This window comes from Pseudomonas sp. MOIL14HWK12:I2 (assembly GCF_000510745.1).
Taxonomy (GTDB): Bacteria; Pseudomonadota; Gammaproteobacteria; order Pseudomonadales; family Pseudomonadaceae; genus Chryseomonas; species Chryseomonas oryzihabitans.
In genome coordinates this window covers 50,820-70,344 of record NZ_AZOA01000010.1, presented here as the reverse complement: position 1 = coordinate 70,344, position 19,525 = coordinate 50,820, and the positions used below count along the sequence as shown (strand labels likewise).

The 19,525-nt window shown below is 66.4% G+C and carries 17 protein-coding genes and 2 pseudogenes; 12 read left to right on the top strand and 7 right to left on the bottom strand.

Going from position 1 to position 19,525, the window contains the following annotated elements; genetic code table 11:
* The first annotated feature begins 267 nt into the window (after positions 1 to 267).
* The 5 genes from PSK12I2_RS0108910 (at position 268) to gpmA (ending at position 5,678) form a co-directional block, all read left to right on the top strand.
* The gene (locus PSK12I2_RS0108910) at positions 268 to 999 is read left to right on the top strand and encodes a gluconate 2-dehydrogenase subunit 3 family protein (protein WP_027598122.1); all 732 of its coding nucleotides are present in this window, start codon (positions 268 to 270) and stop codon (positions 997 to 999) included.
* Positions 999 to 2,786, top strand: a complete 1,788-nt coding sequence (locus PSK12I2_RS0108905) for a GMC family oxidoreductase (protein ID WP_027598121.1) — start codon at positions 999 to 1,001, stop codon at positions 2,784 to 2,786. Before PSK12I2_RS0108910 ends, PSK12I2_RS0108905 begins: the two co-directional genes overlap by 1 nt.
* 11 nt (positions 2,787 to 2,797) lie before the next feature.
* A complete protein-coding gene (locus PSK12I2_RS0108900; RefSeq protein WP_027598120.1) occupies positions 2,798 to 4,162 on the top strand; it encodes a cytochrome c in 1,365 nt (454 codons plus the stop codon).
* Positions 4,163 to 4,575: 413 nt separating this feature from the next.
* Positions 4,576 to 4,803, top strand: coding sequence for a hypothetical protein (locus PSK12I2_RS0108895; protein ID WP_027598119.1), 228 nt, complete (start codon positions 4,576 to 4,578; stop codon positions 4,801 to 4,803).
* A 128-nt stretch (positions 4,804 to 4,931) separates the two neighbouring features.
* Positions 4,932 to 5,678 carry a 2,3-diphosphoglycerate-dependent phosphoglycerate mutase gene (gene gpmA, locus PSK12I2_RS0108890; RefSeq protein ID WP_027598118.1) on the top strand — a complete coding sequence of 249 codons (747 nt, stop codon included), beginning with the start codon at positions 4,932 to 4,934 and terminating at the stop codon, positions 5,676 to 5,678.
* A 221-nt stretch (positions 5,679 to 5,899) separates the two neighbouring features.
* Here gpmA and PSK12I2_RS23875 read toward each other — a convergent pair whose 3' ends face one another.
* The 4 genes from PSK12I2_RS23875 to PSK12I2_RS0108870 form a co-directional block, all read right to left on the bottom strand.
* Positions 5,900 to 6,880: a YihY/virulence factor BrkB family protein gene (locus tag PSK12I2_RS23875; RefSeq protein ID WP_044341143.1), complete on the bottom strand. Its 981-nt coding sequence runs from the start codon at positions 6,878 to 6,880 to the stop codon at positions 5,900 to 5,902.
* A gap of 126 nt (positions 6,881 to 7,006) precedes the next feature.
* Positions 7,007 to 7,849 (bottom strand): glycosyltransferase family 2 protein, encoded by an 843-nt coding sequence (locus tag PSK12I2_RS0108880; RefSeq protein WP_027598117.1) that lies wholly within the window; start codon positions 7,847 to 7,849, stop codon positions 7,007 to 7,009.
* A complete protein-coding gene (locus tag PSK12I2_RS0108875; RefSeq protein WP_256203960.1) occupies positions 7,846 to 8,898 on the bottom strand; it encodes a hypothetical protein in 1,053 nt (350 codons plus the stop codon). The genes PSK12I2_RS0108880 and PSK12I2_RS0108875 overlap by 4 nt, the downstream gene beginning before the upstream one ends.
* Positions 8,891 to 9,967 carry a glycosyltransferase gene (locus PSK12I2_RS0108870; RefSeq protein ID WP_027598115.1) on the bottom strand — a complete coding sequence of 359 codons (1,077 nt, stop codon included), beginning with the start codon at positions 9,965 to 9,967 and terminating at the stop codon, positions 8,891 to 8,893. Before PSK12I2_RS0108870 ends, PSK12I2_RS0108875 begins: the two co-directional genes overlap by 8 nt.
* 187 nt (positions 9,968 to 10,154) lie before the next feature.
* Here PSK12I2_RS0108870 and PSK12I2_RS0108865 point away from each other — a divergent pair, with 187 nt between their 5' ends.
* Positions 10,155 to 10,886, top strand: coding sequence for a glutathione S-transferase (locus tag PSK12I2_RS0108865; protein ID WP_027598114.1), 732 nt, complete (start codon positions 10,155 to 10,157; stop codon positions 10,884 to 10,886).
* A 50-nt stretch (positions 10,887 to 10,936) separates the two neighbouring features.
* On the opposite strand, the gene PSK12I2_RS0108860 is transcribed toward PSK12I2_RS0108865, so the two are convergent.
* Positions 10,937 to 11,128: a CsbD family protein gene (locus PSK12I2_RS0108860; RefSeq protein ID WP_027598113.1), complete on the bottom strand. Its 192-nt coding sequence runs from the start codon at positions 11,126 to 11,128 to the stop codon at positions 10,937 to 10,939.
* A 246-nt stretch (positions 11,129 to 11,374) separates the two neighbouring features.
* Between PSK12I2_RS0108860 and gloA the strand changes: the two genes are divergently transcribed.
* The 3 genes from gloA to PSK12I2_RS25220 all read left to right on the top strand — a co-directional run bounded on the left by gloA (position 11,375) and on the right by PSK12I2_RS25220 (position 13,998).
* Positions 11,375 to 11,899: a lactoylglutathione lyase gene (gene gloA / locus PSK12I2_RS0108855; protein ID WP_027598112.1), complete on the top strand. Its 525-nt coding sequence runs from the start codon at positions 11,375 to 11,377 to the stop codon at positions 11,897 to 11,899.
* 188 nt (positions 11,900 to 12,087) lie between these two features.
* On the top strand, positions 12,088 to 13,716 hold the full coding sequence (locus PSK12I2_RS0108850) for a methyl-accepting chemotaxis protein (RefSeq protein ID WP_027598111.1): 1,629 nt from the start codon (positions 12,088 to 12,090) through the stop codon (positions 13,714 to 13,716).
* A gap of 159 nt (positions 13,717 to 13,875) precedes the next feature.
* Positions 13,876 to 13,998: a hypothetical protein gene (locus tag PSK12I2_RS25220; RefSeq protein ID WP_255211814.1), complete on the top strand. Its 123-nt coding sequence runs from the start codon at positions 13,876 to 13,878 to the stop codon at positions 13,996 to 13,998.
* A gap of 42 nt (positions 13,999 to 14,040) precedes the next feature.
* Here the strand turns inward: PSK12I2_RS25220 and PSK12I2_RS25475 are convergent.
* A pseudogene (locus PSK12I2_RS25475) lies at positions 14,041 to 14,637 on the bottom strand (methyl-accepting chemotaxis protein); the annotation flags it as partial.
* 309 nt (positions 14,638 to 14,946) lie between these two features.
* A pseudogene (locus PSK12I2_RS25470) lies at positions 14,947 to 15,666 on the bottom strand (MCP four helix bundle domain-containing protein); the annotation flags it as partial.
* Positions 15,667 to 16,326: 660 nt separating this feature from the next.
* On the opposite strand from PSK12I2_RS25470, the gene PSK12I2_RS0108830 reads away from it, so the two are divergent.
* The 3 genes from PSK12I2_RS0108830 (at position 16,327) to PSK12I2_RS0108820 (ending at position 19,489) form a co-directional block, all read left to right on the top strand.
* Complete coding sequence (locus tag PSK12I2_RS0108830; protein ID WP_007161453.1) at positions 16,327 to 17,034, top strand: carbonic anhydrase; 708 nt, start codon at positions 16,327 to 16,329, stop codon at positions 17,032 to 17,034.
* A gap of 211 nt (positions 17,035 to 17,245) precedes the next feature.
* Complete coding sequence (locus tag PSK12I2_RS0108825; protein ID WP_027598108.1) at positions 17,246 to 18,805, top strand: SulP family inorganic anion transporter; 1,560 nt, start codon at positions 17,246 to 17,248, stop codon at positions 18,803 to 18,805.
* 408 nt (positions 18,806 to 19,213) lie between these two features.
* A complete protein-coding gene (locus PSK12I2_RS0108820) occupies positions 19,214 to 19,489 on the top strand; it encodes an HU family DNA-binding protein (RefSeq protein WP_017639309.1) in 276 nt (91 codons plus the stop codon).
* Positions 19,490 to 19,525 lie beyond the last annotated feature (36 nt).

Below are 19,525 nucleotides of genomic sequence, written 5' to 3'. Positions count from 1 at the left end.
ACCGCAGAACCAGGACACGACGGAAGCGACCGCCTTACCTGGCATCCGCTGTTGGCTCGCCTGGGTGGCAGGGACCGCCCAGGACCGCGGCTTGAGCGCTTTCCCATGCCGATGCAGCAGCAGTGGGAACTTGCCGAGCCGCCAGGGCTCTGCACACCTGCGACAAAATGTAACCGCGACCGGCAGATGTTGGTAATATTCCAACATATTAGCTAGCTAACCATAAGCCCTGCGGTTCCACGTCGGGCACCTGATGAGACCCTGACCATGTCCGCAGACGATTCCGTCCCGGCCCGCCGCGACTTCCTGCGCAAGTCCCTGAGCCTGATTCCCGTGGTCGCCCTGGCGAGCGGTGCCCCCTCGGGCCTGGCCCTCGCCGCGCCCACCCCGGAAAGCAAGCCGGGCAGCAGTCCGCGCGCCGACCACTATCAACCGGTGTTCTTTACCGCCGAGGAATGGGCCTTCGTGCAGGCCGCGGTGGCCCGGCTGATTCCGGCGGACGACCTGGGCCCGGGCGCGCTGGAAGCCGGTGCGCCGGAATTCATCGACCGGCAGATGCAGACCCCCTACGCCCGTGGCGGCCTCTGGTACATGCAGGGCCCCTTCGCCGCCGATGCCGCGCCGGAGATGGGCTACCAGAGTCGCCTGGTACCCCAGGACCTCTATCGCCTGGGCATCGCCGCGGTGGATCGCTGGACCCGCGAGCAGCACGGCAAGGTCTTCGCCGAGCTGGCACCCGCCGCGCAGGACGCGGCCCTCAAGGCGCTGGAAAGCGGTGACGCCAGCCTGGACGGCGTACCGGCCAAGCTGTTCTTCGCCCAGCTGCTGCAAAACACCCGGGAAGGCTTCTATTGCGACCCGCTGCATGGCGGCAACAAGGAACTGGTCGGCTGGAAGCTGGTGAATTTTCCCGGTGCCCGCGCCGACTTCATGGACTGGGTGGAGCGCGACGAGCGCTATCCGCTGCCCCCGGTCTCCATTCGCGGGGAGCGCGGTTGATGGCCAAGGTATTGCCCAGCAAGCAGGTAGTGATCGTCGGCTTCGGCTGGACGGGGGCCATCATGGCCAAGGAACTGACCGAGGCCGGCCTGGACGTGGTGGCCCTGGAACGTGGCAGCTACCGCGACACCTATCCCGACGGCTCCTACCCGCAGGTGATCGACGAACTCACCTACAGCATCCGCAAGAAGCTGTTCGTCGATGTCTCCAAGGAAACCGTCACCATCCGCCACAGCGTCAACGACGTCGCCCTGCCCAACCGCCAGCTCGGCGTCTTCCTGCCTGGCGATGGCGTGGGCGGCGCCGGCCTGCACTGGTCGGGGGTGCACTTCCGCGTCGACCCGGTGGAGTTGCGCCTGCGCAGTCATTATGAAGAGCGTTACGGCAAGAAATTCATTCCCGACGGCATGACCATCCAGGATTTCGGCGTCAGCTACGCCGAGCTGGAGCCCTACTTCGATTTCGCGGAAAAGGTCTTTGGCACCTCGGGTACCGCCTGGAGCATCAAGGGCCAGGTGGTGGGCGACGGCAAGGGTGGCAATCCCTATGCGCCGGATCGCTCCAGCGATTTCCCGCTGCCGGCGCAAAAGAACACCGTCTCGGCGCAGCTGTTCGAGAAGGCCGCGCGGGAGGTGGGCTATCACCCCTACAACCTGCCCTCGGCCAACACCTCGGGGCCCTACACCAACCCCTACGGTTGCCAGATGGGCCCCTGCAACTTCTGCGGCTATTGCAGCGGCTACGTCTGCTACATGTATTCCAAGGCCTCGCCGAATCTCAACATCCTGCCGGCGCTCAAGCAGGAGCCGCGCTTCGAGTTGCGCAGCCAGGCCCATGTGCTCAGGGTCAATCTCGACAGCACCGGCAAGAAGGCCACCGGGGTGACCTACCTGGACGCCCAGGGCCAGGAGCTGGAGCAGCCGGCCGACATCGTCATCCTCGCCGCCTTCCAGTTCAACAACGTGCGCCTCATGCTGCTGTCGGGCATCGGCCAGCCCTATGACCCCAAGACCGGCAAAGGCGTGGTCGGGCGCAACTTCGCCTACCAGAACATGGCCACCATCAAGGCCTTCTTCCGCCAGGATCAGCACCACACCAACCCCTTCATCGGCGCCGGTGGCAATGGCGTGGCGGTGGACGACTTCAACGCCGACAACTTCGACCACGGCCCCCACGGCTTCGTCGGCGGCTCGCCCATGTGGGTCAACCAGGCCGGCACCCGGCCCATCGCCGGCGCGGCCAATCCGCCCGGCACGCCCCAGTGGGGCAGTGCCTGGAAAAAGGCCCAGGCCGGCTACTACAACCACCAGCTGTCGATGGACGCCCACGGGGCGCACCAGTCCTATCGCGACAACTACCTGGACCTGGACCCCACCTACCGCGACGCCTATGGGCAGCCGCTGCTGCGCATGACCTTCGACTGGAAGGACAACGACATCCGCATGACGCGCTTCATGGCCGCCAAGATGAAGAAGATCGCCGAGGCCATGAATCCCGAGCACATCAGCGTGTCGGTCAAGGATTTCGGCGGTCACTTCAACACCGCCAGCTACCAGACCACCCACCTGAACGGTGGCGCCATCATGGGCACCGACCCCAAGACCAGCGCGGTCAATCGCTACCTGCAGAGCTGGGACGTGCACAACGTCTTCGTACCGGGCGCCTCGGCCTTTCCCCAGGGCCTGGGCTACAACCCCACCGGCCTGGTGGCGGCCCTGACCTACTGGTCGGCGCGGGCCATCCGCGAGCAGTACCTGAAAAATCCCGGCCCGCTGGTGCAGGCATGAGAGGCGCGCCCATGATCCTTCGTACCCTCGCGACCCTGCTACTGGGCAGCGGCCTGGCGCTGGCGGCCCAGGCCGCCGAAGACACTGACCCGGCGCTGGTCAAGCAAGGCGAATACCTGGCCCGCGCCGGCGACTGCGTGGCCTGCCACACGGCGCCGGGTGGCCAGCCCTTCGCCGGCGGCCTGCCCATGCAGACGCCCATCGGCACCCTCTATTCCACCAACATCACCCCGGATCGGCAGACCGGCATCGGCGACTACAGCTATGCCGACTTCGACGCCGCCATCCGCCAGGGTATCGCCAAGGAGGGCCATACCCTCTATCCGGCCATGCCCTACCCCTCCTATGCCCGGGTCAGCGAGGGCGACATGCGCGCCCTCTATGCCTACTTCATGCACGGCGTGACGCCAGTCGAGCAGGTCAATCGCGACAGCGACATCCCCTGGCCGCTGTCCATGCGCTGGCCGCTGGCGATCTGGCGCCAGCTGTTCGCCCCCGAAGTGGTGCAATTCCAGCCCGCGCCGAACCAGGATCCGGTGGTGGCCCGCGGCGCCTATCTGGTGGAAGGCCTCGGCCACTGCGGCGCCTGCCACACCCCGCGTGCCTTCACCATGCAGGAGAAGGCGCTCTCCCCCGCCGACGGCAAGGACTTCCTGGCCGGCAGCGCGCCCCTGGAAGGCTGGATCGCCAAGAATCTGCGCGGTGATCACCGCGACGGCCTGGGCAGCTGGAGCGAAGCTCAGCTGGTGCAATTCCTCAAGACCGGGCGCTCCGCCGACAGCGCGGTGTTCGGCGGCATGACCGAGGTGGTGCAGCACAGCCTGCAGTACCTGAGCGACGCCGATCTGCAGGCCATCGCCCGCTACCTCAAGACCCTGCCGGCCAAGGATCCGCACGACGCGCCCTTCCAGGCCGACGGACGGGCCGCCGCAGCGCTCTGGCGCGGCGACGACAGCGCCCGTGGCGCCCAGGTCTATGTGGACAACTGCGCCGCCTGTCACCGCACCGATGGCCAGGGCTACGACCGGGTGTTCCCCGCGCTGGCCGGCAATCCGGTGCTGCGCACGGCCGACGCCAGTTCGCTGATCAACATCGTGCTCAAGGGCGGCACCCTGCCCGGCCTGCACACGGCGCCCTCGATGATCGTCATGCCGCCCTTCGGCTGGCGGCTGAACGATGCCCAGGTGGCCGACGTGGTCAGCTTCATCCGCGCCAGCTGGGGCAACGCTGCCGCCCCGGTCAGCGCCGCCGACGTCGCCAAATGGCGCACCGATGACAACCGCACTACGTCCGGCGATGACCTGGGCCAGGCCTTCGGTCACCAGCAACCCGCTCCGTCGCCCGCTGGCGGCGACACCCCGGCAGGGGCGCACTGAGTCCCTGCCAGACTGACGCTCGGTCAGTCTGGCAGCAGCTCGTCGAGTGCCAACGACCATCAAGCCCATCGCCGACCGACGGGCTTGCGCGGTTGGCATCGATCCTGCTAGCTTGATCGGGTTAGTACCAAGCTGACCCCAATCGCTGGACGCCTTTCCGCTCGTTGTAGCAGCGCGAAATCAGCGTCATCCGGATCGACTGATCCCTCGATTGCTCAGGATCTGCCGCCGCGGCCTCTGAATCTCGTGCCCGGCCGGTTGCCTGCCTTCCCAAGTACTTACCTGCATGCCTGGGCGTTTCGCCCACACGCTGCCTTCCTCCAGCCAGAGATTCAGCCGTCGGCCGTCATGGGTACGAGGTTGCTGGAGTTATTTCACCGCGCCGACTGAGCGTGGATCCCAAGGATAGTCTTATGAACATTCAAAATCAGGCCATCGCGGCCATGCAACATCTCCAGGCGGCCTTTGCGCCGTTCCACTGCATCACCACCCCGGCTTCGCGCAAGGGCGGCTTTAGCTTCACCGTGGTCGACGAGCGCGGCGTGGCCTGTCGCAGCGAGCGCCTCTACCCTGAGCAGTACAGCGCTGCCGACGGACTGGAGCGCGTCATCGCCCGTACCCGCCGCGCCCTGGCCGCCTGAGACGCGCTACGAGTGCCGGACGCATCACGGATTCCGTGATGCCCATGCCGGCCGCCTCCATCTGCGGTATGTTTGGCACAGCTTCGCGTAGGCGTGAGCCAAACAATGAATCCCAAGATGGAGGTCGCATGTCGCAAGTCGTATTCATCCGCCATGGCCAGTCGGCGTGGAACCTGGAAAACCGCTTCAGTGGCTGGGCGGATGTGGATCTGACCGAACAGGGGATCCGCGAGGCCCACGAGGGCGGTCAGGCACTCAAGGACGCCGGCTTCCTCTTCGACGTGGCCCACGTCTCGGTGCTCAAGCGCGCCGTGCGCACCCTCTGGCACGTGCAGGAAGGCATGGACCAGATGTGGTTGCCAGTGGTGAGCGACTGGCGCCTCAACGAGCGTCACTATGGCGGCCTGACCGGACTGAACAAATCCGAGACCGCCGCCAAGTACGGCGAGGAACAGGTGCTGGTCTGGCGCCGCAGTTACGACGTGCCGCCGCCCGAGCAGAGCGTCGAGGAGCAGCAGGCGCTGGCCGCCGATCCGCGCTATGCCGGTCTGTCGCTGGATCAGGTACCGCGCACCGAATGTCTCAAGGATTGCGTCGAACGCGTCCTGCCCTACTGGAACGAAGTCCTGGCGCCGGCCATTCGCAGCGGCCAGCGCGTGCTGGTGGTCGCCCATGGCAACTCCATGCGCGCCCTGATCAAGTACCTGGACAACATCTCCGACAGCGACATCGTCAGCCTCAACATCCCCAACGGCGTGCCGCTGGTATACGAGTTCGACGAAGACCTGAAGCCTACCAAGCACTACTACCTGGCCGACCCGGACGAGGTCGCCGCCAAGATGGCCGCGGTGGCCAATCAGGGCAAGGCGAAGTAAGGCGTTTCATCGCGGCCATGGCGGTCCGCCGATGCGGCCGCTCCTACGGTTACCTAGGAGTCTGTAGGAGCGGCCCATGGCCGCGATTTTCTTAGCGAGAAAACCGGATCGTTTTCAAGACGAGACCTGTAGCGTTTTCCACAACCAAGGGTCGCCGGTGAGCGGTGGATAAGGCTGGCGCCGTTATCCACCCTACGGCCTGCGCCGTCATCCACCCTACCTCACGCCTGGCCGTTCGGGCGCCCTACCACGCGCGCCTCGCCCAGCACGCCCTCTTCTTCCGCCTGGGCCGCCTGGATTTCCTCGTCACCTTCCACCCCGCCATCGCCCGGGGTCTTCTCGCCCTTTTCCTTGCCGTCGTCGCTGTGGTGCTCGATCACCGCATTGATCTCCGCGCCGAACAGCAGCACCGCGGACGACAGATAGAAGTACAGCAACAGCACGATGATGGCGCCGATGCTGCCGTAGGTAGCGTTGTAGTTGGCGAAGTTCTGCACGTAGTAGCCAAAGCCCAGGGACGCCAGGATCCAGACCACCACCGCCAGCACCGAGCCGGGGGTGATGAAGCGGAAGTCCTGCTTCACGTCCGGGGTGACGTAGTAGAGCGCCGCCACGGCGATCATCAGCAGGGCCACCGCCAGCGGCCAGCGGATCAGCGCCCAGAGGGTCACCATGTAGTCTTCCAACCCCACATAGGCAGCCAGCCAGTTCATCACCTGAGGCCCCAGCACCATGAGGGCGGCGGCGCTGAGCAGGATTCCGGCGAGGCCGATGGTATGCAGCACCGACAGGGGAATGCGCTTCCAGGCCGGACGGCTTTCCACCACGTCATAGGCGCTGTTCATGGCGGTCATCAGCGAGCGGAAGCCACCGGAGGCGGACCAGAGCGCGACGATGATACTGAAGGACAGCAGCCCGCCCTTCTGTGTCTGCAACTGGTCGATGATGGGATTGACCGTATCCAGCGCCGTGACCGGCAGCAGATAGGCGGCCTGTTCGCGCAGGAAGGTAAAGAAGTCCGGCAAGTGCAGGAAGCCGATCAGGGCGATCAGGAACAGCAGGAAGGGAAACAGCGAGAACAGCATCTGATAGGCCAGCGCTGCGGCATAGGTGGGCATGTCGTCGGCCACGAATTCCTGGACGGCACGCTTGATGAGGGTGAACGGCGAAACGCCGCGCAGGCTGAAGGCAAACAAGGACATAACGGCTCCTGACGAACGTTCCTCACGAAGGATTCCTGGGGCCGGCCTGCACGGCCTGCGCCCGGCGGCTTTGCAAGCCCGCCCTACCTTCAGAGTGGCAGCGGCCGGGTTGGTTGCGCCCTGACGTCAGAAGCCGGACCCCGAGGCATCCCGGCAGGCAGCGACTTCGGCGGCGGTAGGCGGGCGGATTTCCTCTATCCCGCGGCTTTCGTCGAATTCGATGTAGCCGGCGGCGGCGAATTCGCGCAGCCAGCCATCCATGGGCCAGAGTCCCCAGCGCGCCTGGAAGCGCCGGGCGTTCTCCAGGATGCTGGCGAAATGGTTGAGCGGTGGGTTATAGGTCGGATGGTACTGGTGGAAGGCCCGCGCCTCGGCCTGGTAGACCGGCACCCCCGCGGCGCGGGCGCGAAAGGCGAAGTCGGTGTCCTCGCCGCCATAGCCGCGATAACCCGCGTCGAAGCCGCCGATGCGGCCGAAGGTGGCGCGGGTACAGGCGAAGTTGAGCGACCAGAACAGCGGGTGGGGAATCGCCTCGCCAGGCGGACGATCCCGGTGCAGGGGATGGACGACGCCGCTGGCGCGCAGCTCTTCCGGCGTCCAGTCACCTTCCGCGACGCCCGCCGGCAGGTAGTGGACGAAGCCCTGGTGCAGGGCTTCGGGGTGGGCCATTAGCGCCTCCTGGTAGGCGTCGAGCAATTCCGGCGCGGGAATGCAGTCCACGTCGAGAAACACCAGCTCCTCGCCTGGCGCGGCGACTACGGCAGCATTGCGCGCAGCGGCCAGGGGCAGGATGCCGTCGCCCTCGACTCCGTGCACCTGGATCGGAAAGCGTGGGCTGTGCCAGGCGCGCGGTGCCTCGTTCATCTGCACCACCACCAGGGCCGCAGGCGGGGTCGGCGCCCGCTCCAGGCCACGGATGAGATTGGCCAGTTGCCGCTCGCGGCCATGGACCAGGGTCAGGACGATCATGCCAGCACCTCGTGGGCGACCTGTCGAATACAGGCAGCGGCGCGCCGGGCGCCCTCGCCATCGCTTACCGCCGCCCAGCGCTCGGGATCGAGTTCGCGCGCCCTGGCCAGCAGCCCCGGCCAGTCCTCGTCGGCGGGCCAGCTTTCACAGGTGATCGCCAGGTCCTGGGCGGCCAGCAGGCGCCCGGTGGACAGTTGCTCGTCGAAGGGCCGGGCATCCGGCAGGCAGAGGAAGCGGCAGCGCAGGTCGGCCAGTTCCGCCACCAGGCTGTCACCCGCCGAGCCGACCACCAGCTCGGCGCGGGTCAGCCAGGGTGCGGGATCGGCCACGCTGCCCAGAAAAGTCAGATTGGCCGGTGCCTCGGTGGCGTCGTCCAGCACCGGACCCAGCACCGTCCAGTGCCAGGCGGGACAGGCGCGGGCGGCCGCCACCAGGCGCGCGCGGCTGAAGGCGGTGCCGCCATGGCCGGCGATGACGGTGACCGTGCCGGGCTCGCGCCCACAATCGGGCCCGTGCCCGGCATAGCGCGACAGGCTGCCGGCATAGCAGGTCTTGGCCCGCCAGGCGGCCGGGGTATCAGGTTCTTCCAGGCAGTCCGGATAGGGTGCCAGCAGGCGACTGGCACTGGCGTAGGCCAGTTCGTGAGCGGCATCGAAGCGACTGCCGCGCTGGCGCAGATAGATCGTCGGCACGCCGCACAACCGGGCCAGCAGCGCCACCTCCACCGAGACGTCGACCACCAGCAGGCAGGGCCAGGCGCGGCGAAACCAGTCCACCAGCAGGCCCATGCGCTCGCGCAGCCCTGCCACTCCCAGCGGGGCATAGTGCAGGCAGGCGAAGGCTTCGCCTTCGACGCCCGCGGCCACGTCGGGCGGCAGCGGGCAGAGCTGCACGTTGGGCAGCGCCACCCGTTCGGGCAGGCGACTGCCGAACAGGGTCAGGGGACCGTCGAAGGCCGCGGCGATGGCCAGGGCGCGGGTCACGTGGCCGGCGCCGTGATGGTGGGCGTAGTAGCCGACGTTCAGCTCAGTCACGGGCAGTCTAGCCACGGGCGACTCGGCCGGCGGCGACATCGGCGAGCAGGCGCTCGTAGCGGTCGATCATCAGCTGGTGGCTCCACTGGGCCTCGGCCCGCGCCCGGCAGGCCTCGCGGGACAGCGACAGGGCTTCGCGCAGGGCCGCCGCCAGGGCCGGGACATCGCCCGGCGGGGCCAGGGCGCCGGTCTCGGCGGTGAGCAGTTCCGGCAGGGCGCCGCGGGCAAAGGCGGCGACCGGTGTGCCACAGGCCAGGGCCTCGGCGACGATCAGGCCGAAGGGTTCGTCCCAGCAGGGCGTGACCAGGCAGGCACGGGCCTGGGCGACCTCGGCCGCCAGGGCGGTACGGTCCAGGTGACCGAGGTAGACGGCGCCGTCCCCCAGGCGGGGTTCGATCTCCTGGCGGAAATAGCGCTCGTCGGTGGCCTGGCCGGCCAGGCGCAGGGCCACACCGGCCTCGCGTGCGGCATCCAGCGCCAGGTGCGGCCCCTTGTCCGGCACCAGGCGGCCGAACCAGAGGGCATGGTTGCCGATCGGCGTATCGCGCGGGCGCCAGGCGTCGAGGTCGATGCCATTGGGAATCACGTGGCAGGCCGGCGCGAGGTGCGCCCAGTTGTCCGCATTGGCCTGGGACACCGTGCAGTAATGGCCGCCACCGCGCTTGTGCAATTCGCCGAGGGCGTTGATCAGTTCGAAGAACGGCGGGGTGTGCAGCACCGTGAGCATGGGGGTGCGGATCAGCCCGGACATGGTCACCGGCACATAATGCAGGGCGTTGTTGAAGATGACGTCGAAGCCGTAGCCATCGATGCGCTGCATGCAGTCCAGATAGCCATGGTGCTCGTCGAGGTATTCGGAGCTGAGCACGTTGCGCTTGCGCCGGCAGCCGTCCGCGCCGTAGTTGCCGTCGTCGAGGATGGGCACCACCTCCAGCTCTGGCGCCGAGGCCGAACTGGCGAACAGCGTCACCGCATGGCCACGCTCGCGCAGCTGCAGGGTGATGTCGTAGGTGAAGGCTTCGAGACCGCCGGCGAACGGCTGGCGTACCGGGTGTTTCACGTGGGTAAGAATGCCTATGCGCATGGAACCGTCCGCCTGCTGTTGCCTGTCATCCCACCGTCCTTATCGCGAGCCGCTGGTTGATAGGAGTCTCAGCGACGGGAATTGGTTGTGCGCTTCGTCGTGAAAGCCGCACGGCGGGCAAACCTCGGAACCCTGCCGGGGGTCAGCCTTCCTGGACCCGTATTCCCAGCAGACGACGGAGGTTTCCATGCGTTATGAACTGCACTACTGGCCCAGCATCCAGGGCCGCGGCGAATTCGTCCGCCTGGCGCTCGAAGAAGCCGGCGCACCCTATCTGGACGTCGGCAACGCCCCGGAAGGCGAAGGCCTGGGCGTACCCGCTCTGGAAGACTATCTGCAAGGCAGGAAGACCCGCCGCCCGCCCTTCGCCCCGCCCTTTCTCAAGGCCGGCGACGAGGTCGTCTCCCATGTCGCCAACATCCTCCATTTCCTCGGGCCGCGCCTGGACCTAGTACCGGCCGACGAGGAAGCCCGCTTCTGGGTGCACGGTCTGCAGCTGACCATCACCGACCTCACCGCCGAGGCCCATGACGTCCATCATCCGGTGGCCATCTCCCTGACCTACGAAGAGCAGCAGGATGAAGCCCGGCGCCGCGCCAAGGCCTTTGCCGGCGAACGGATCCGTACCTACCTGAGCTATTTCGAGCGGGTGCTGGGCTACAACCCGGCGGGTGACCATTGGCTGGTGGGCGACCAGCGCTCCTATGTCGACCTGTCGCTGTTCCAGGTGGTAGCCGGCCTGACCTATGCCTTCCCCAACGCCATGCGCCGTCTGGCACCGGAAATCCCGCGGGTGCTGGCCCTGGCCGAGCGAGTGGCCGCGCGACCCAACATCGCCGCCTACCTGGCCTCGCCCCGACGCCTGCCCTTCAGCGAGAACGGCATCTTCCGTCACTATCCGGAGCTGGATCCGGCCTGACGGGCAAAAGAAAAGGCCGCCCGGGGGCGGCCTTTTCGTCACGACTGGACTCAGGCGCGGTCGATGGTGTTCTTGACCGCTTCCTTGCCCTTGCCGACGTTCTTCTGCAGCTTGCCTTCGGCTTCCTGGGCACGACCCTCACCTTTCATGCGCGAGTTGTCGGTGGCTTCGCCGATACCTTGCTTGACCTTGCCGGCCACTTCTTTGGCGGTACCCTTGATCTTGTCGCTGGTGCTGCTCATATCAGTCTCCTTGGGATCGCACAGGCAGTGCGCTTGTAAAATCCGACTGCGGCTCTAGCCGGGTGGTTTCGACCATTCGTCGCACAGCGCAGCGGCAAGCCGCGCCAGGAAGCTTTGGGCAGCGGCGCTGGAAGCCTTTAGACTTCCCGCCCTTTTTCGTGAGCGACCGCCCAGGCGCCACCCCTCGCGGGAACGTTGCGCAGGGGCCGTCTCTCCAATTGCCACACCCTACACAGGAGAATCCTGATGTCGCTGAGCCAATTCGACAACCTGCCGGGCGTGACCGCCCAGCCCGACGCCGCCACCCGCGAGTTCGTCTTCAACCACACCATGCTGCGGGTCAAGAACCTCGAGACCTCGCTGGACTTCTATACCCGCGTGCTGGGTTTCACCGTGGTCGATCACAAGGACTTCCCGGACGCCAAGTTCAGCCTGACCTTTCTCGCCCTGGTCGATCGCAACCAGGTGCCGGAAGAGCCGGAGGCCCGCCAGCGCTGGCGCAAGTCGACCCCGGGCATCCTCGAGCTAACCCATAACCACGGTACCGAGAACGACGCCGAATTCAGCTACCACAACGGCAACAGCGATCCGCGCGGCTTCGGCCACACCTGCGTAGCGGTCCCGGACATCCGCGCCGCCTGCGAGCGGTTCGAGCAACTGGGCGTCGCCTTCCAGAAGCGCCTGACCGACGGCAGCATGAAGGAAATCGCCTTCATCAAGGATCCCGACGGCTACTGGGTCGAAGTCATCCAGTTCACCCCCCTGTCCTGATCCCCGCGGGCCCGGCGTCCGCCGGGCCCCGTCCTGCTGAAGACATCCGACGACTTTTCAGCGCTTAACTGATACCGACCGGCTCCAGGCCATCGACGCCTGCCCGGGCCTTTGGCGTACTGCTGGCGAAAAGCCTTACCAAAGTCGTATTGCGCACCCCAGCCAGCGACGTCGCCAGAGAGCCCACCATGAAAAAAACAACAAGAATCCGTACCGGGATGTACAGCGTCCTCAGCCTGTTCGTCGCCTGCCTGCTGCTCGCCTGCCTGTACGGCTGGATCAGCGCCCGGACCAGTGCCCAACAGATCCGCGACCTGGATAGCCTGACGATGGAGCAGCTGGACCGGGTCAACAACGCCGCCACCTGGATCAGTCGCGCCAGCGCCAACTCCCATACCGCCATGCTCGACCGCGTCAACGGCGATGCGGCCAAGGCCGAGAAAGGCGTGAAGCTGGCCCTAGAGCGGCTGGACATCGCCCGCAAGCTGATCACCGACATGCAGGCCAACGTCAGCGATCCCAAACTGGTCAGCCAGATCGAAGCCATGCTCAAGGCCTTCGACGCCTACAAGGCCATCGTCGAAGGGCAGATCGCCGCCTGCCGCGCCGGCGACCTGCCTGGCTACATCCGGATCAGCGACGGTGCCAAAGGGGCCAGTACGGCCTTCGCCGACACCCGCCAGGCCTTTACCGACGAGATCACCAGCCGTATCGACGCCACGCTCGCCGCCTCCGACAGCCGCGTGTCCCAGGCCCAGGTCGGCAGTCTGCTGCTGGTCGGCCTGACCCTGCTGCTGGCCGTGCTCTCCGGCTGGTTCATCGCCCGCCGCGTGCTGGCCCCGCTCAACGAAGCCGGCGAGCACTTCGCCGCCATGAGCGAAGGTGATCTGACCCGCCGCATCGAGGTGCGCAGCCATGACGAGATCGGCCAGCTGTTCGCCGGTCTCGCCACCCTGCAGAGTCGCCAGCGCGACACCCTGGCCCAGCTCAATCGCACCGCCGAACGACTCGACGGCGCCGCCCAGGAACTGGGTCAGGTCACCGCCCAGAGCAATCGCACCCTCAATCAGCAGCAACAGGAACTGGAACAGGCCGTGACCGCGGTGACCGAGATGACCGCCGCCGTGGAAGAGGTGGCGCGCAATGCCGCGTCCACCTCGGATACCGCTCGCGAATCCGATCGCCTGGCCGCCGGCAGTCGCGGCCAGGTGGCCCAGGTGCTCAGCGAATTGCAGAGCATGCAGAGCACGGTCAAGGAAAGCGAAACCGTCATCGCCAGCCTGGCGCAGCAGGCCAACCAGATCGGCAAGGTGCTGGACGTGATCCGCGCCGTCTCCGAGCAGACCAACCTGCTGGCGCTCAACGCGGCCATCGAAGCCGCCCGCGCCGGCGATGCCGGTCGTGGCTTCGCCGTGGTGGCCGACGAGGTGCGCAGCCTGGCGCAGCGTACCCGCCAGTCGACCCTGGAGATCGAGCAGATGATCGGCAACATCCAGACCGGCACCGGTCAGGCGGTGACCGCCATCCAGCGCAGCAATACCCTGGCCGGCACCACCCTGGAAACCACCGAGCGCACCGGCCAGAGCCTGGAGCACATCTTTGTCGCCATCGGCGACATCAACGAGCGCAACCTGGTCATCGCCAGCGCCGCCGAGGAACAGGCCCAGGTGGCGCGCGAGGTGGATCGCAACCTGATCAACATCCGCGAGCTGGCGGGCGTGTCCAAGCGCGGCGCCGACCAGATTGAGACCTCCAGTCGCCAACTCGCCGCGCTGACTCACGAGATCCACGGCCTGGCCGCGCGCTTCCGCGTCTGACCCGGCGCGCCCCTCCCCCCGGATACAGGCGCCCCGGGGGGAGGGGCGGCTTTACCCATCTTTACGTTTTCTTGGCATGACGTTGCTGCCGGGACAGGCGAAAATTGGCTCCGGGCGCCAGGCGTGGCGCCGCTTTTCGCTACGGAGCTGCCTGACGTCATGACGACCTGCCCTACCCCGCGCGGCCCGCGCCTGCGCTGCCTGCTGCTGTCCTTTCTCGCCTCGCCCCTGGGCCTGCTGGTGCTGCTGACCGGCGTGCTGCAACTGCTCGGCCCCGGCTAGGGCCGCAGCGTCCGACCGCCAAAGCGGACGGACGCGCCAGGATCACAGGCGGAAGCGCGCTACCAGGCCATTGAGGTCCACGGCCAGGCGCGACAGCTCGGCGCTGGCGGCACTGGACTGCTCGGCACCCGCGGCGGTCTGGACCGACAACTCGCGGATGTTGACCAGGTTGCGATCCACTTCGCGGGCTACTTGAGCCTGCTCTTCCGCCGCGCTGGCGATGACCAGATTGCGCTCGTTGATGCCGCCGATGGCGCCATGGATGCGCTCCAGGGCATGACCGGCGCCGCGGGCCACCTCCAGGGTGGACTGGGCACGCTCGGTGCTGCTGCGCATGGCCGCCACCGCCTGATCGGTGCCCTGCTGGATGGTACCGATGGAGGTCTCGATTTCGCGGGTCGATTCCTGGGTGCGATGGGCCAGGGCGCGCACCTCGTCGGCCACCACGGCGAAGCCGCGACCGGCCTCACCGGCGCGCGCCGCCTCGATGGCGGCATTGAGCGCCAGCAGATTGGTCTGCTCGGCCACGCTGCGGATCACGTCCAGCACCTTGCCGATGTCGTTGACCTGGACCGCCAGATCGCCCACCAGGGTGGCACCGTGCTGGACGTCTTCGCTCATGGTGGCGATGGCACCCACGGTTTCCTGCACCAGATCGCGGCCATCACGGGCCACGCCGGCGGATTCCTGGGACGCCTGGGAGGTGTTGACGGCGTTGCGCGCCACCTCGTCCACGGCCGACGACATCTGGTTCACCGCGGTGGCGGCCTGTTCGATCTCGGCGTTCTGGCGTTGCAGGCCGCGACTGGATTCATCGGTCACGGCATTGAGTTCTTCCGCCGCCGAGGCGAGCTGGGTGGCCGAACCCAGGATGCCCTGCAGGGTATGGCGCAGCTGGCCCTGCATGGTCTTCATGGCCTGCAGCAGGCGCGCGGCTTCGTCGCGGCCTTCGCTGTGGATTTCCTGACTGAGGTCACCGGTGGCGATCACCTCGGCGGCCTGCACGGCGCGGGCGATGGGCTGGGTGATGCTGCGGATCAGCAGCCAGGCAAAGACCACGGTCAGCAGCGCGGTGGCCGCCAGCAGCAGCACCAGCCACTGGATGGCGTGGCTGTAGTCGGCAGCGGACTGCTCGTTGGCCGCAGCGGTCTGCTGGTCGACCAGGTCGGTGAGTTGCTTGAGCACGCCGTTGACCGCATCGGAGTTGGCCAGCAGGTCTTCGTTGAGCAGGCGGCGCAGGGGCTCCAGCTGATCGGCGGCGGAAAACGCCAGCATGCGCTGCTGCAGACCGTCGTACTGGGTGATCAGCTGGCCGTAGCGGCTGTAGGCGGTGCGTTCTTCATCGGACTGGATCAGCGCCTCGTAGCGCTGCTGGGCGGCGCGCATCTGGCCGTTGCGCTGCTGGAACAGCGCCTGGGTCTTGGCGATGATCTCCGGCTCGCGATTGAGCAGCAGGCGATAGGAGAGCACCCGCAGACGCAGGGTCAGGGCGGTCAGCTCGTCGAGCGCGGCCACCCGCGGCATGGCACGGTCTTCGATGGCCAGGCCCGAGGCGCGGATGTCGTTCATCTTGACCAGGGCGGTGCCGCCGAGCAGCAGCAGGAGCAGACCGATAAAGGCGAAGCCGAGCGTGGCACGCCGCGCGATGGAGAGATTGCGAAAGGACATGGGGAGTTTCCGTTGAGCCTGGAAAGCCCCCGCTATCGACCGCGCGTTGCAAATCCTGAGGTCCGTTGTCGGACCGGATTTTTGGGCGGCTATCGAGCAAAGCCAGCAAACCCTTGTCCTATAGGGCATTGGACCTATTGAAAGCCTGGCGAAAGCTCTAGGCTGCGGCACTGTGCCGCAGATCACAGGCCGGACGCAAAGTGGGCGAAAGACGCTCGATGTCTGCCAGCGGCATTGCGTTCACATTTTTGCACATCTCTCGCAAGCCACTGATCGCCAAGGAAAACTCTTCGGCTATCGCGATTCACGTTTTCTTCACGGAGAAAAGCGCGATTCGGCGCCTATATTCCGGCTTCGTGCCGATAAAAGGGCTAAAAGCGCTGATCGTGCAGCGATAATGGCGGGATGATCTCAGTATAAGTTTGAAATATCTTCTGCGTTGTCTGTCACGAGCTATTGTTTCAGCGTGGATTAAGGTTGTGGTCACCAGACTGAGTGACCGGGTGCCAGGACGCTGCCCGACGACGCGATGGACCGCCAGACAATGAAGCCACCGGAGCTCGAGAGAGTCGGGGCGTATCGAGGCGATGCCAGGGGGCGTCTAGCCACTAACCAGCGCTTGCCGCTGCCATTGCGTACTTGAGAAGAGGTCAGAAACAGATGAGCGACAACACGGATACCTTCGGCGCACCCGACGAGGCCCTCCTGCAACTGGTCGATGGTTTCAAGCGTTTCCGCCAGGATGTCTTTCCCGAACAGGAAGCGCTGTTCAAGAAGCTCGCCAGTGCGCAGTCGCCCAAAGCCATGTTCATCACCTGCGCCGACTCGCGCATCGTCCCGGAACTCATCACCCAGAGTTCGCCGGGCGATCTGTTCGTGACCCGTAACGTCGGCAACGTGGTGCCCCCCTACGGCCAGATGAACGGTGGCGTCTCCACCGCCATCGAATACGCGGTCGTGGCCCTCGGCGTGAAGCACATCATCATCTGCGGCCACTCCGACTGCGGCGCCATGAAGGCGGTGCTCAATCCCGATCCGCTGGAAAAGATGCCGACGGTAAAGGTCTGGCTGCGCCACGCCGAGGTCGCCCGTACCGTGGTCGAGGACCATGGCCATTGCGACTGCGGCCACGGCGGCACCCTGGGCTTTTTGACCGAGGAAAACGTGGTGGCCCAGCTGGTCCACCTGCGCACCCACCCCTCGGTGGCCTCGCGCCTGGCCAGCGGTCAGCTGCAGATCCATGGTTGGGTCTATTCCATCGAGACCAGCGAGATCAAGGCGTACGACGCCCAGCAGGAGCGCTTCCTGCCGCTGGATGGCGAGAACATGCCGGTCGCCACCCCGCGTCCGCGCCTGCAGCAGGCCTGATCCACGGTGGCCATCCGGTTCGCCGGATGGCCATTGCAAGACGGGTCAGCCGATCCGTCGCCATAACAGCGCACCGCGCCGGGCGATCCCCACTTGGGGCTCCATCGGGACCGTCCACCCTTTCCGCTAGCCACCTGAATCCCGAACCGTGTCATACGACGTGATATGACGCGCGGGCACCCCTTTACCTAGTCGCTGGAGGACCAGGACCATGCTTGGCAATCAACAGACCCCGGGGCGCAGCCTGTCGCGCGATGCCCTGGCCTCACTCGTGGTGTTTCTGGTCGCCCTGCCGCTGTGCATGGGGATCGCCATCGCCTCCGGCATGCCGCCGGCCAAGGGCATCATCACCGGCATCATCGGTGGCCTGGTGGTCGGCTTTCTCGCCGGCTCGCCGCTGCAGGTCAGCGGTCCGGCCGCCGGCCTGGTGGTGCTGGTGTTCGACCTGATCAACCGCCACGGCATCGAGGCCCTGGGCCCGGTGCTGCTGCTGGCCGGCCTGCTGCAACTCATCGCCGGTTTCACCCGCCTGGGCGCCTGGTTCCGCGTCACCTCGCCCGCCGTCGTCTACGGCATGCTCGCCGGCATCGGCATCCTCATCGTGCTCTCGCAGCTGCACGTGATGCTGGATGCCAAGCCGGCGGCCTCGGGCCTGTCCAACCTGCTGGCTTTCCCCGGCGCCGCCCTCACCGCGGCAAGCCAGTGGAACGGCAGTGGCAGCGGCGCCCAGGCGGCGCTGATCGGTCTGCTGACCATCGCCAGCATGTGGCTGTGGGAGAAATTCCGCCCGCAGACCCTGCGCTTCCTGCCCGGCGCCCTGATCGGCGTGACCCTGGCGACCCTGGCCAGTCTCTGGCTGGCGCTGGACATCCGCCACGTGGAAGTGCCCAACAACCTGGCCGACGCCATCGACTGGGTGACCTTTGCCGACCTGGGCATGCTGGCCAATGCCGAACTGGTGGTGGCCGCCCTCGCCCTGGCCTTTATCGCCAGCGCCGAGACCCTGCTCTCGGCCGCCGCGGTGGACCGCATGCACACCGGGCCGCGCTCGCACTTCGACCGCGAGCTGGGCGCCCAGGGTGTCGGCAACCTGCTCTGCGGTGCCGTTGGCGCCCTGCCCATGACCGGAGTCATCGTGCGCAGCTCGGCCAATGTCCAGGCCGGCGCCACCAGTCGCGCCTCCACCATCTTCCACGGCCTCTGGCTGCTGGCTTTCGTCGCCGCCCTGCCCTTCGTGCTCAAGCTGGTGCCGGTGGCGAGCCTGGCCGGCGTGCTGGTGTTCACCGGCGTCAAGCTGGCCGATCCCAAGTCGCTGACCGGGCTCAAGCGCTATGGCCGGACACCCATGATCATCTATGCCCTGACCGCCCTGATGATCGTCGCCACCGATCTGCTGACCGGGGTGCTGGTGGGCTTCGGCCTGTCCATCGCCTTCCTGGCGGTCAAGGCGGCGCAACTCAAGGTCAGCCTGACCTATCGCGAAGACCAGCCGGACCAGGCCGACCTGCGCCTGGTGGGCGCCGCGACCTTCCTGCGCGTGCCCCAGCTGACCAAGGTGCTGGAGCAGGTCAAGCCCGGCACCACCCTGCACGTGCCCCTGGAGCGCGTCTCCTATATCGATCACGCCTGCATGGAGCTGCTCGAGGACTGGGGGCGCACCCAGGCCAGCAATGGCATGCGCCTGGTGATCGAGCCCAAGGCCCTGGAGCGCCGCCTGGAAGGCCAGGCACCGGCGGGTCAACCGGTCATGCCGACCCAGGCACCGGCCTGATCCGGAGGGTGGAGCGGCCAGCGGCCGCTTCACCCCCTTCCCTCACCTCAGCGGCGCTGCCGGATCAGAAGTCCGCAGCGCCTTCGCTGATCGCGATACCGGCTTGCCAGAGCCCCTCATCGTCGCTCCGCCTCCTTTCTCCCCGGCCATAAAGTGGACAGAATGTCCACATAGATGGCCAAAATTGGTCGATAAATGTCCAAGTCGGCATCAGTCATCCTACCAACGGCTAATAGTCTGCTAATTAACTTTCGCTCTTCTCGGCTTTGCCTTATAACGCTATCTGGTTCGACTTTTGTCGCACCAACGATCTTTGTGTCGGGCCACCCTCTATGTCGGGGGTAATCGCTTTGCCAGGAAAGCCATGCGACGCCCACACGGCTAAAAATGACTCCAAGAGAGGTAGGTATGCGCAAGCCTGAATTGGCGACTGTGATCGCTGAAAAAGTCGGACTTCCAAAGGAACAAGCCAACGTCGTGCTCAACACGCTGCTGGATGAGATCGCGAATGCGCTGCACCGCAAGGACAGCGTTACCCTGGTCGGCTTCGGTACCTTCCTGCCGCGTCACCGCGGTGCCCGCATGGGGAAGAATCCCCAGACCGGCGAGCCGGTCAAGATTCGTGCGAGCAACACGGTGGCGTTCAAGCCGGGCAAGGCGCTGAAGGACAGCATCGAAGGCTGAGCATGAAGCGGCACGGATCGCCGCTGCAGCCAAAAG

Bases quoted from the DNA above. Each gene is read 5' to 3' on its own strand.
- PSK12I2_RS0108895 (WP_027598119.1), top strand. From the start codon at position 4,576: ATGAACATTCAAAATCAGGCCATCGCGGCCATGCAACATCTCCAGGCG.
- PSK12I2_RS0108870 (WP_027598115.1), bottom strand. From the start codon at position 9,967: ATGCGCATAGGCATTCTTACCCACGTGAAACACCCGGTACGCCAGCCG.
- gloA (WP_027598112.1), top strand. From the start codon at position 11,375: ATGTCGCTGAGCCAATTCGACAACCTGCCGGGCGTGACCGCCCAGCCC.
- PSK12I2_RS0108905 (WP_027598121.1), top strand. From the start codon at position 999: ATGGCCAAGGTATTGCCCAGCAAGCAGGTAGTGATCGTCGGCTTCGGC.
- gpmA (WP_027598118.1), top strand. From the start codon at position 4,932: ATGTCGCAAGTCGTATTCATCCGCCATGGCCAGTCGGCGTGGAACCTG.
- PSK12I2_RS0108850 (WP_027598111.1), top strand. From the start codon at position 12,088: ATGAAAAAAACAACAAGAATCCGTACCGGGATGTACAGCGTCCTCAGC.
- PSK12I2_RS0108865 (WP_027598114.1), top strand. From the start codon at position 10,155: ATGCGTTATGAACTGCACTACTGGCCCAGCATCCAGGGCCGCGGCGAA.
- PSK12I2_RS25220 (WP_255211814.1), top strand. From the start codon at position 13,876: ATGACGACCTGCCCTACCCCGCGCGGCCCGCGCCTGCGCTGCCTGCTG.
- PSK12I2_RS0108860 (WP_027598113.1), bottom strand. From the start codon at position 11,128: ATGAGCAGCACCAGCGACAAGATCAAGGGTACCGCCAAAGAAGTGGCC.
- PSK12I2_RS23875 (WP_044341143.1), bottom strand. From the start codon at position 6,880: ATGTCCTTGTTTGCCTTCAGCCTGCGCGGCGTTTCGCCGTTCACCCTC.
- PSK12I2_RS0108900 (WP_027598120.1), top strand. From the start codon at position 2,798: ATGATCCTTCGTACCCTCGCGACCCTGCTACTGGGCAGCGGCCTGGCG.
- PSK12I2_RS0108880 (WP_027598117.1), bottom strand. From the start codon at position 7,849: ATGATCGTCCTGACCCTGGTCCATGGCCGCGAGCGGCAACTGGCCAAT.
- PSK12I2_RS0108910 (WP_027598122.1), top strand. From the start codon at position 268: ATGTCCGCAGACGATTCCGTCCCGGCCCGCCGCGACTTCCTGCGCAAG.
- PSK12I2_RS0108830 (WP_007161453.1), top strand. From the start codon at position 16,327: ATGAGCGACAACACGGATACCTTCGGCGCACCCGACGAGGCCCTCCTG.
- PSK12I2_RS0108820 (WP_017639309.1), top strand. From the start codon at position 19,214: ATGCGCAAGCCTGAATTGGCGACTGTGATCGCTGAAAAAGTCGGACTT.
- PSK12I2_RS0108825 (WP_027598108.1), top strand. From the start codon at position 17,246: ATGCTTGGCAATCAACAGACCCCGGGGCGCAGCCTGTCGCGCGATGCC.